The organism is Neobacillus sp. PVCKKU3 (assembly GCF_058323225.1).
Map to the genome: position 1 here is coordinate 305319 of NZ_JBLVQN010000001.1, position 10662 is coordinate 315980.

Sequence of the window (10662 nt, forward strand, 5' to 3'; positions counted from 1 at the left end):
TTCAAAACGCAAAACTGTTTGGGAACCAGAATTTTATCACGGAAGAAGCATGGCGGGAAAAAGTTGATAAAGAGATTGCCTCCTCCCTTGATGATTTACTGTTCGAGACCAATGAACAAATCATGCTAAAACCGATTTATACAAAGGAAGACCGAGACGGGACAGAACAGCTCGGCAGCCTGCCGGGGCTTCCTCCATATACGAGGGGACCATATCCGACCATGTATGTGAACCGACCTTGGACAGTCAGGCAGTATGCCGGATTCTCCACTGCCGAAGAGAGTAACGCCTTTTACCGCCGCAATCTGGCGATGGGGCAAAAAGGCTTATCGGTGGCATTTGACCTGGCCACTCACCGCGGCTATGACTCTGACCATCCAAGGGTAGTCGGTGACGTTGGGAAAGCTGGGGTGGCAATTGATTCAGTGCTCGATATGAAAACTCTCTTTGACGGAATTCCGCTCGATCAAATGTCCGTTTCCATGACGATGAATGGCGCCGTTCTCCCGGTACTGGCTTTTTACATCGTAACGGCCGAAGAACAGGGAGTCAGCCAGGAAAAACTGTCCGGAACGATTCAAAATGATATTCTAAAAGAGTACATGGTCAGGAATACGTATATTTATCCGCCAGAGATGTCGATGAAGATCATTGCCGATATCTTCGAATATACGTCCAAATACATGCCTAAGTTTAATAGCATTAGTATTTCTGGTTATCATATGCAGGAGGCCGGGGCACCTGCCGATATTGAACTCGCATATACGTTAGCAGACGGCTTGGAATATGTAAAAACGGGACTTAAAGCCGGAATCGACATTGATTCATTTGCCCCGAGGTTGTCCTTTTTCTGGGCCATCGGTATGAACTACTTCATGGAAGTGGCCAAAATGCGGGCAGCAAGATATATCTGGGCAAAAATGATGAAATCTTTCCATCCGAAAAACGAAAAATCAATGGCACTCCGCACCCATTCGCAAACATCAGGCTGGAGTTTGACCGAACAGGATCCGTTTAATAATGTAACCCGGACGCTGATTGAAGCGCATGCGGCGGCAATGGGCCACACCCAATCCCTGCACACAAATGCGTTGGACGAAGCGATTGCCCTGCCGACAGACTTTTCAGCGCGGATTGCCCGTAATACGCAGTTGTTTTTACAAGAAGAAACTGGCATAACCAAGGTTATCGATCCATGGGCAGGCTCCTACTATGTGGAAAAACTGACGGATGAATTAATCAAGCGGGCTTGGACACATATCGAGGAGATTGAAAATCTCGGCGGAATGGCGAAGGCCATTGAAACCGGGCTGCCGAAAATGAAAATTGAAGAGGCGGCGGCAAGACGGCAGGCACAAATCGACTCTGCAAAAGAAACGATTATTGGCGTTAATCGCTACCGGCTTGAAAAAGAAGAGCCAATTGATATTTTGGACATAGATAATACAGCTGTCCGTTTAAAGCAAATTGAAAAACTAAATTCCTTAAAAGTAAATCGGGACTTACAGAAAGTGGAAGAGGCTTTAATAGCTTTAGCCAATGCGGCTGCTTCCGGCGAAGGGAATCTATTAGAACTTGCTGTCAAGGCGGCACGCGAAAGAGCGACGCTAGGCGAAATTTCCGATGCGATAGAAAAAGCAGCAGGCCGGCATAAAGCCGTCATCCGCTCCATTAGCGGCGTCTACAGCACTTCTTTTACAAACGAAGAAGAAATTGCCGAAGTCCAAAGAATGACAGAAGAATTCCTTGAAAATGAAGGCAGACGGCCGCGGATTCTGATTGCGAAAATGGGGCAGGACGGTCATGATCGCGGGGCGAAGGTCATTTCTACGGCATTTGCCGATCTTGGCTTTGATGTCGATATCGGCCCGCTCTTCCAAACACCGGAGGAAACAGCCCTGCAAGCGGTGGAAAATGACGTTCATGTAATTGGAATGAGCTCACTTGCCGCAGGACATAAGACACTCTTGCCGCAGCTTATTGAAGAATTAAGGAAGCTTGGCCGTGAGGATATTCTCGTAGTTGTCGGCGGCGTAATACCTGCCCAGGATTATCAATTTTTATATGACAATGGGGCAGCGGCCATCTTCGGTCCTGGTACGATTATTCCAGTTGCAGCGCAAAAGGTAATCAAGGAGATTTATAAGCGGCTTGGTTACGAGGAAGTGGCAAATTAAATGATGGGTGAACAAAAACCGGAATGGGCAAACCCGGATGATCCGGATAAATTTTCTACTGTCATTAGGAAAGGACAGGAGCAGATTACAGGTGAAGTGACTTTTCAAAAAAATGTCCGTTTTCAAAAACGAGGATCGACTGAGCCCTCGCTAGACGAATTGTATGAAGGGGTCCTTAAAGGTGATCGAAGCCTGCTTGCCCGAGCGATTACCCTTGTGGAAAGCAACGCTGAACAGCATTTTCAAAAAGCACAGGCGCTCTTGCAAAAGCTGCTGGTTCACTCTAGTAAGTCAATTCGCATCGGTATTACCGGGGTGCCTGGGGCTGGAAAAAGCACATTTATTGAGGCGTTCGGAACCTATCTATGTGAACTTGGACTAAGAGTTGCCGTTTTGGCGATTGACCCAAGCTCAAAGATTAGCGGCGGGAGTATCCTCGGTGACAAAACCCGAATGGAAACATTGGCCCGGAATCCAAAAGCGTTTATCCGTCCCTCGCCAACGGCTGGGAAGCTTGGCGGGGTTCACCGGAAAACAAGGGAAGCAATGCTGATTTGTGAAGCAGCTGGCTTTGATGTCATACTAATTGAAACGGTTGGTGTAGGCCAAAGTGAAGTTATCATTCGTGATATGGTCGACTTTTTCATGCTGCTTGTCCTAACCGGTGCTGGTGACGAATTGCAGGGAATGAAAAAAGGCATTATGGAACTGGCCGATTGCCTCATCGTCCACAAAGCGGACGGGGCGAATAAGCAAAATGCCGAGAAAACGAGGAAGGAATATAACCGTATCCTGCATTTTCTCCAGCCGGCCACAAAGGGATGGGGAACGAAAGCCTATACCTGTTCGTCTTTGACCCACGAGGGAATCGCAGATATCTGGAAGGTCATCCAAACCTTCGAAGCGACGGTGAAAACCTCAGGCGTTTTCGACGAAAGAAGAAAATTTCAATCCAGAGAATGGCTGTATTCGATGATTACCGATACTCTTCACTATCATTTCTTTCATCACCCTGGTGTGAAGAATTTGCTTCCCAAGTATGAAAACGAAGTCATCACCGGGGACGTAACGGTGGCCACAGCCGTGGAAAAGCTTTATGAGACATTTATAAACTCTAATCTATAGCTGTCGATTCATCGGCAGCTTTTCTTTTTCACGTCAGGAATAATCATTTGAAAAAAACCTATTTTAACTGTTATGATGTAGGTATGTAAGACATAAGGAGTGAATTCAATGAGCATGGATTTTAATATTTTTATGAATGATGTTGTCCGCCAGGCGCGCCAGGAAATCTCCACTGCCGGATACCAAGAGCTAAAGACAGCCGATGAGGTTGAAGAGGCTTTAAACCAAAAGGGTACAACTCTAGTCATGATTAATTCAGTTTGCGGCTGCGCCGGCGGTATTGCCCGTCCAGCGGCAGCATACTCCGTTCATTATGATAAGCGCCCAGATCACCTAGTAACGGTTTTTGCCGGTCAGGATAAAGAAGCGACAGAAAAGGCAAGAAGCTATTTTACAGGCTATCCGCCATCCTCTCCCTCCTTCGCCTTATTAAAGGACGGAAAGATTTGTTCCATGATTGAAAGACATCAGATTGAAGGCTATGACCCAGCAACAGTGGTTGCCAAGCTTCAGCAGGAATTTGATAAATATTGCGAAGAAATATAATAATTTAACCCAAGAAAGGTTAAATATCCCTATTAAACACCTCTTCATAAAAGAGGTGTTTTTTTATGGAAAATACACATAAAAAAATGGTTTGTGCCCATTTTAACTATTATAAAAGGTTCGTCTAATTTTTTGAATATTTTTATATTAGAAAAATATCTTTTCAAAAATTCATTGCTGTGTTAATATCCAATTTGTTGAATAAAAATTCAAGTCATTATATAATTTCAAATTATAATAATCAGGAGGATATCATGAAAAAGACATTTTTATTTCTAACTATTATTTTTTCATTAGTCGTTATGGCTGCCTGCGGCCAAAGTAATAAGGACGGAGCTAACGGTGAAAAATCTTCAGACAAAAAAGTATTAACAATGGCAACATCTGCTGATTTTGCTCCATTTGAATCTAGAAATACATCAGGTGACATTGAAGGCTTCGATATCGACCTTGCCAAAGCGATTGCTGACGAATTAGGATATAAGCTTGAAATTAAAGACATGAAGTTTGATGGCTTAATCGGAGCATTGCAGGCAAAACGGGTTGATATGGTCCTTGCTGGAATGTCAGCAACTGAGAAGCGTAAAAAGAATGTAGATTTTTCAACTGAATATAATCGTTCAGGTGAAATGTTCATTACTTTAAAGGATTCTAACATTAAAACAGTAGATGATTTAAAAGGAAAAACACTTGGTGTTCAATTAGGAACCATCCAAGAAGAGGGTGCTAAGGAACTTCAAAAGAAGATTAACTTTACAGCGAAGCCATTAGACAATGCTACAACTTTAATTCAAGAACTATTAACTAAGCGAATCGATGCAGCTTATTTAGATAAGTCAGTGGCTACCGGTTATATTAAAGAGCAAAATTTAGCGGGATTTGATGATCCTACAAGCAGTTCACCAGGGATGGCCATCGCTTTTCCTAAAGGCAGTGCGCTTGTAAAGGATGTTAATAAGGCTCTTGATAAATTGGAGCAAAATGGAAAGCTGCAAGAATTGAAAGATAAGTGGTTAAAAGACCAACAATAATAGCATTTTTTTAAAAGAAAATATTTGAGGTGAGGTGTAAGGCATGAATTTGGATTTTAGCCAAATTGTGCCTTATATTCCTTTTATACTAAAAGGAATATGGGTAACATTAAAATTTGTCGTTGTCGCCATTATATTTGGATTTGTTCTCGGTACCATTCTGGCATTATTGAAAATTTCCAGAGTCAAGGCTTTAAATTGGCTTGCAGATATATATACATCCATTTTCCGCGGTACGCCATTGATTTTACAACTAATGTTAATTTATTTTGCGGTTCCGCAATTAACTGGTTACGATATTGATCCATTCCTATCGTCCATTCTGGCATTTGGGTTGAATTCATCTGCGTATGTGTCAGAGATTATCAGAGCGGGCATTCAAGCCGTGGATAAAGGTCAGACAGAAGCAGCCCTGGCGCTCGGTGTTCCTTATCGCCTGATGATGAAGGATATTATTTTGCCACAGGCCCTTAAAAATATTTTACCGGCCCTTATGAATGAATTTGTTACCTTAACAAAGGAATCGGCGCTTGTATCAACAATCGGCTACTTGGATTTAATGCGCCGTGCCCAGGTTGTGGGAGCAGATACGTATCATAATTTTGAACCATTAATTTTTGTCGGACTGATCTATTGGGTCCTCGTTTTCGTTTTAACAACTGCTGGCAAACTGGTTGAAAGGAGGCTGAAATATAGTGATTAAAATAGAGAACCTCTATAAACAGTTTGGCGATAATGAAGTCTTAAAAAATATTTCAGCCAGTATCGAAAGCGGTGAGGTAGTCTCCATTATCGGACCATCAGGGTCAGGAAAATCAACCTTTCTTCGCTGTTTGAATTTGTTGGAGGATCCGACAAAAGGGAAAGTGTGGATTAATAATCAAGACATTACCGACCGAAAAACGGATATTTCGAAAGTCAGACAGGAAATCGGCATGGTCTTTCAGCATTTCTATTTATTCCCGCATATGACTGTTTTGCAGAACTTAACGTATGCACCGATGAGAGTTAAAGGTGAATCCAGGGAAACTGCTGAGAAAAAAGGCCGCGAACTATTAGCCAAAGTGGGACTATCTGAAAAAGAATCAGCCTATCCTAATAATCTTTCAGGGGGGCAGAAGCAGAGAGTGGCCATCGCCCGTGCCCTTGCCATGGAGCCAAAGTTAATGCTATTTGATGAACCGACATCTGCGCTTGACCCAGAGATGGTCAAGGAAGTTCTTAATGTTATTAAGGACTTGGCCCATACAGGTATTACGATGGCAATCGTTACACATGAAATGGGATTTGCGCGGGAAGTTTCCGACCGGATTATGTTTCTTGATGAAGGGAAATTGTTAGAAGAAGGCTCGCCGGAAGAGTTTTTCAAAAATCCAAAGACCACTCGTGCAAAGGACTTTTTAGAAAAAGTTTTATAAATCGTTGATCGTGGAAAATGAATAAGAATGTTAGATTGATGCAAACTAGGGGAAAAACGGCAGGAGGATGATTATGATCAAAATCTTTTCGTCAATCCTGATGGCACTTTCCCTATCCCCCATTTGGCCATTGGGTCCAAACCCATTGCCAGGGGACCCATTTGTAATTGTTAACAAGAGTAATAATGAACTTGCCTTTATTAGTGAGAATAGAGTCCAAACCATAGTCAGTGTAGGCACGGGCAAGACGGAGGATTTAACGCCGGAGGGCCTGTTTACGATTACGGTAAAAGCAGAGAATCCATACTATCGCCGCAGCGACATTCCAGGGGGCGACCCGAAGAATCCGCTTGGTTCTAGGTGGATTGGTTTTGACGCAAGGGAAACGGATGGCAGGATCTACGGCATTCATGGCACCAATCAGCCGGCATCTGTTGGAAAATATGTTTCTCAAGGATGCATCCGCACCCAGAATGAGGTTATTACCTCATTATTCCCGTTGATACCGCTTGGGACAAAAATTTTAGTAATATCATCCAATAAATCATTTGAAGCACTCGCAAAGGAAAGCGGTGCTATCAAATAAGAAAAAGGGACTGTCCGTCAATGCGGACAGTCCCTTAATTGTTATGATAAGAACTGGGCAATTCCAATTAGAAGAGTGGAAGCCAGCATAGCAAAGAGCATTAAATAAACAATAATTTTTCTAGATTTTTTGTTATTCAAAATGAATGCCTCCTTTTGGTTAAAAGGTTTTATCTACATTGTACTTGGAAAAGCCCAAAAGGACAACGGAACAACTCAGCAACTTAGGAAGGATTTATGAACTTTTTCACGAATAATGTTATTGTCGAATTTATGTTAAAATTGAAAAAAGGGGATTTTAAAATGATTAAAAAAATCGATCATATTGGAATTGCTGTAAAGTCTCTTGAGGCGACCCTTCCTTTTTATACGGAAGTGTTAAAGCTCCCTCTTTTAAAAATTGAAGAAGTGGTCAGTCAAAAGGTAAAGGTAGCATTTTTGCAGGCCGGCGAGACCAAGCTTGAGCTTCTCGAACCTACTTCAGAGGAGAGCACGATTGCCAACTTTATTGAAAGACGCGGCGAGGGCATACACCATGTAGCTCTTGGGGTGGAATCAATTGAAGCTAGAATTGCGGAAATGAAGGAGCATGGTATCAGGATGATCGATGAGGTGCCAAGGCCAGGAGCAGGCGGGGCAGATATTGCCTTCATGCATCCAAAATCGGCATCGGGCGTTTTATTTGAGCTTTGCGAAAAGAAACAGACAAAGGGGTAACAAAATGGATATCTATGAAGTGTTAAACGAGCTGTATGACAAACGCCGGGAGGTAGAACTCGGCGGCGGTGATGAACGGATTGAAAAGCAGCATGAAAAAGGGAAACTGACAGCCCGCGAGCGGATTGACCTGTTAGTCGATAAGGGGACGTTTGTTGAATTAAATCCATTTATTGAGCACCGCACAAACGATTTTGGGATGGAAGACCAAAAGGGGCCTGGCGATGGCGTTGTAACTGGATATGGAAAAGTGAACGGCCGGCCGATTTATTTGTTTTCACAGGATTTTACCGTTTTTGGCGGCGCTTTGGGGGAAATGCATGCCAAAAAGATTGCTAATGTAATGGATTTGGCAGCCAAAAATGGCACCCCGTTTGTCGGCCTGAATGATTCCGGCGGTGCCCGCATCCAAGAAGGGGTTGTATCCTTAGACGGCTACGGACAAATCTTTTACCGCAATTCTATTTATTCGGGAGTCATTCCGCAGATTTCCGTCATCATGGGTCCATGTGCCGGCGGTGCGGTTTATTCACCCGCAATTACCGATTTTGTATTCATGGTGGAAAAAACGAGCCAAATGTTCATTACAGGGCCGAAGGTTATTGAAACCGTTACCGGGGAGAAAATTTCGGCAGAAGACTTGGGCGGTGCCGGTGTACATAATACCATCAGCGGGAATGCTCATTTCCGCGGTGCAACCGAGGAAGAAGTTTTGGCAAATGTACGAAAGCTGCTGAGCTACTTGCCGCAGAATAATGAAGAAAAACCGCCAAGAGTGGAAGTGGCAGAAGAGGAAGATTACCGTCCTGATTTGACGGATGTGATTCCCTTTGATGCTGTCCGCCCATACGACGTAAGAAATGTTATTGAACAGATTGTTGATGCGGATACTTTCATGGAAATTCATAAGGATTTTGCCAGAAATATTGTTGTTGGGTTTGCAAGAATTAAAGGGGAAACAGTCGGACTTGTTTGTAACCAGCCAAAAGTAATGGCCGGCGGTCTTGACATCGATTCTTCCGACAAAGCAGCCCGATTCATTCGCACCTGCGATTCTTTTAATATCCCGATTATCACCTTTGAAGATGTAACTGGCTTCTTCCCGGGCGTTAAGCAGGAGCATGGCGGCATCATCCGCCACGGGGCAAAAATTTTATTTGCTTATTCAGAAGCGACCGTTCCAAAGTTGACGGTAATTCTGCGCAAAGCCTACGGCGGCGCGTATGTGGCGCTTAACAGTAAGTCTATCGGCGCCGACCTTGTCTTTGCCTGGCCGAATGCAGAGATTGCCGTCATGGGTCCACAGGGAGCAGCTAATATTATTTTCGCAAAGGAAATCCAAAACAGCGATAACCCTGAACAGACTAGGCAGCAAAAAATAGAGGAGTACCGTGAGAAATTTGCGAACCCTTATGTCGCGGCATCCAGGGGAATGGTGGATGACGTCATCGACCCGCGCGAAACTAGAATCAAGTTGATTCAAGCATTAGAGATGCTAAGGTCGAAGAAAGAATCGAGACCATATAAAAAACACGGAAATATTCCGTTGTAGATTTTTTGGGACCATTTTTAATGGTCCTTTCATTTGTAGACTCGTTTGAAAAAAAGGTATACTGAAAAAGTAAAGTACATATATTGGAGGCTTCGGCAAATGATTAACCAAGAACGTCTTTTAAATGAATTTTTAGAGCTGGTCCAAATTGATTCGGAAACTAAACATGAGGCCGAAATTGCTAAAGTGTTAAAGAAAAAGTTCAGCGACTTAGGGCTTGACGTATATGAGGATGATACAACTTCTATAACTGGCCATGGCGCTGGCAACTTGATCTGCACCCTTGCTGCAACGAAAGAAGGGGTAGACCCAATTTATTTTACCTCTCATATGGATACAGTTGTGCCTGCCAGGGGAGTTAAGCCTTCGATTAAAGACGGTTATGTAGTGACCGATGGAACGACCATCCTTGGAGCAGATGATAAGACAGGTTTATCTGTTATGTTAGAAGTGATTCGTGTGATGAAAGAACAAAACATTGCGCATGGCCAAATCCAGTTTGTGATTACAGCTGGGGAAGAATCCGGCCTTGTCGGGGCAAAAGCTCTTGATCCTACGCTAATGAAGGCAAAATATGGCTACGCGCTTGACAGCGACGGGTTAGTCGGAAACGTGGTTGTGGCCGCACCGACCCAAGCGAAAATTAAAACGGTTATCTATGGAAAAACAGCCCATGCCGGGGTTGCACCTGAAAAAGGTGTTTCTGCTATTACGATTGCGGCAAAGTCTATTGCGAGAATGTCGTTAGGGCGAATCGACCACGAGACAACTGCCAATATTGGACGCTTTGAAGGCGGCCAAGCGACAAACATTGTCTGCGACCGGGTTGATATTTTAGCTGAAGCCCGTTCTTTGATTCCTGAAAAAATGGAAGCGCAGGCTGCGAAAATGAAGGAAGCCTTTGAAACAGTTGCTTCAGAAATGGGCGGACGTGCTGAGGTGGATGTGCAAGTTATGTATCCGGGCTTCAAATTTGGCGAAGGCGACCAGGTGGTAGAAATCGCTCGTAAAGCAGCTGCTAAAATTGGCCGCAGCTGCGAGCTGCAGCACAGCGGCGGCGGCAGCGATGCAAATGTCATCGCAGGCTTCGGCATTCCAACAGTGAACCTCGCTGTCGGTTACGAAGAAATCCACACTACCAATGAGCGCATGCCCATTGAGGAGCTATACAAGCTTGGGGAAATGGTCTTGGCGATCATTGATGAAGTGACGAACCAATAAAGTTTTTCGAAGGGGGAACCTGATTTTTATGGGTTCTCCTTTTCTTTACAAAGGATACAGTCAAAATGGAATCAAATTTACCGGAAGGACGTTGCAAGGGGAGCCGTTGGAAAAATAGCGGCCTTATATTGCCCGAAGTGAAGTTGGAAATGGGCCAACTGAGGTTAGTCTTAAAAGTGGACACGTAAAAATGAGATTTAGTTTATAATACAATCATCATTTAAAAGGACGTGTTCACATGGGTAAACATAATTCCCAAGAGTATAAAGAGTATGTTGCAAAGTTAATCA

The 10662-nt window shown here is 43.7% G+C and carries 11 protein-coding genes; 10 read left to right on the forward strand and 1 reads right to left on the reverse strand.

Annotated features, from left to right (window positions below; all coding sequences use genetic code 11):
• Positions 1 to 35 precede the first annotated feature (35 nt).
• From scpA to ACNQGS_RS01630, 7 genes are all read left to right on the forward strand, one after another.
• Positions 36 to 2177 carry a methylmalonyl-CoA mutase gene (gene scpA, locus ACNQGS_RS01600; RefSeq protein WP_491485818.1) on the forward strand — a complete coding sequence of 714 codons (2142 nt, stop codon included), beginning with the start codon at positions 36 to 38 and terminating at the stop codon, positions 2175 to 2177.
• A complete protein-coding gene (meaB, locus tag ACNQGS_RS01605) occupies positions 2178 to 3302 on the forward strand; it encodes a methylmalonyl Co-A mutase-associated GTPase MeaB (protein WP_491485798.1) in 1125 nt (374 codons plus the stop codon).
• A 108-nt stretch (positions 3303 to 3410) separates the two neighbouring features.
• Entirely contained in the window at positions 3411 to 3848 is a 438-nt protein-coding gene (locus tag ACNQGS_RS01610; RefSeq protein ID WP_213144926.1) for a BrxA/BrxB family bacilliredoxin, read from the forward strand.
• Positions 3849 to 4102: 254 nt separating this feature from the next.
• Positions 4103 to 4879: a transporter substrate-binding domain-containing protein gene (locus ACNQGS_RS01615; RefSeq protein ID WP_491485800.1), complete on the forward strand. Its 777-nt coding sequence runs from the start codon at positions 4103 to 4105 to the stop codon at positions 4877 to 4879.
• Positions 4880 to 4922: 43 nt separating this feature from the next.
• A complete protein-coding gene (locus tag ACNQGS_RS01620) occupies positions 4923 to 5582 on the forward strand; it encodes an amino acid ABC transporter permease (protein ID WP_213144928.1) in 660 nt (219 codons plus the stop codon).
• Complete coding sequence (locus tag ACNQGS_RS01625) at positions 5575 to 6297, forward strand: amino acid ABC transporter ATP-binding protein (protein WP_491485802.1); 723 nt, start codon at positions 5575 to 5577, stop codon at positions 6295 to 6297. The genes ACNQGS_RS01620 and ACNQGS_RS01625 overlap by 8 nt, the downstream gene beginning before the upstream one ends.
• Before the next feature lie 76 nt (positions 6298 to 6373).
• A complete protein-coding gene (locus tag ACNQGS_RS01630) occupies positions 6374 to 6883 on the forward strand; it encodes a L,D-transpeptidase (protein ID WP_491485819.1) in 510 nt (169 codons plus the stop codon).
• A gap of 41 nt (positions 6884 to 6924) precedes the next feature.
• On the opposite strand, the gene prli42 is transcribed toward ACNQGS_RS01630, so the two are convergent.
• Complete coding sequence (gene prli42 / locus ACNQGS_RS01635) at positions 6925 to 7023, reverse strand: stressosome-associated protein Prli42 (RefSeq protein ID WP_213144931.1); 99 nt, start codon at positions 7021 to 7023, stop codon at positions 6925 to 6927.
• A 162-nt stretch (positions 7024 to 7185) separates the two neighbouring features.
• On the opposite strand from prli42, the gene mce reads away from it, so the two are divergent.
• From mce to ACNQGS_RS01650, 3 genes are all read left to right on the forward strand, one after another.
• Positions 7186 to 7599: a methylmalonyl-CoA epimerase gene (gene mce, locus ACNQGS_RS01640; RefSeq protein WP_491485803.1), complete on the forward strand. Its 414-nt coding sequence runs from the start codon at positions 7186 to 7188 to the stop codon at positions 7597 to 7599.
• Positions 7600 to 7603: 4 nt separating this feature from the next.
• Positions 7604 to 9151, forward strand: a complete 1548-nt coding sequence (locus ACNQGS_RS01645; protein ID WP_491485804.1) for an acyl-CoA carboxylase subunit beta — start codon at positions 7604 to 7606, stop codon at positions 9149 to 9151.
• Between the two features lie 99 nt (positions 9152 to 9250).
• Positions 9251 to 10372: a tripeptidase T gene (locus ACNQGS_RS01650; protein WP_491485805.1), complete on the forward strand. Its 1122-nt coding sequence runs from the start codon at positions 9251 to 9253 to the stop codon at positions 10370 to 10372.
• The last annotated feature ends 290 nt before the right edge of the window (positions 10373 to 10662 follow it).

Excerpts from the sequence above, each read along its gene's own strand:
- meaB (WP_491485798.1), top strand. The coding sequence starts at position 2,178 with ATGATGGGTGAACAAAAACCGGAATGGGCAAACCCGGATGATCCGGAT.
- ACNQGS_RS01610 (WP_213144926.1), top strand. The coding sequence starts at position 3,411 with ATGAGCATGGATTTTAATATTTTTATGAATGATGTTGTCCGCCAGGCG.
- ACNQGS_RS01615 (WP_491485800.1), top strand. The coding sequence starts at position 4,103 with ATGAAAAAGACATTTTTATTTCTAACTATTATTTTTTCATTAGTCGTT.
- ACNQGS_RS01620 (WP_213144928.1), top strand. The coding sequence starts at position 4,923 with ATGAATTTGGATTTTAGCCAAATTGTGCCTTATATTCCTTTTATACTA.
- mce (WP_491485803.1), top strand. The coding sequence starts at position 7,186 with ATGATTAAAAAAATCGATCATATTGGAATTGCTGTAAAGTCTCTTGAG.
- ACNQGS_RS01645 (WP_491485804.1), top strand. The coding sequence starts at position 7,604 with ATGGATATCTATGAAGTGTTAAACGAGCTGTATGACAAACGCCGGGAG.
- ACNQGS_RS01650 (WP_491485805.1), top strand. The coding sequence starts at position 9,251 with ATGATTAACCAAGAACGTCTTTTAAATGAATTTTTAGAGCTGGTCCAA.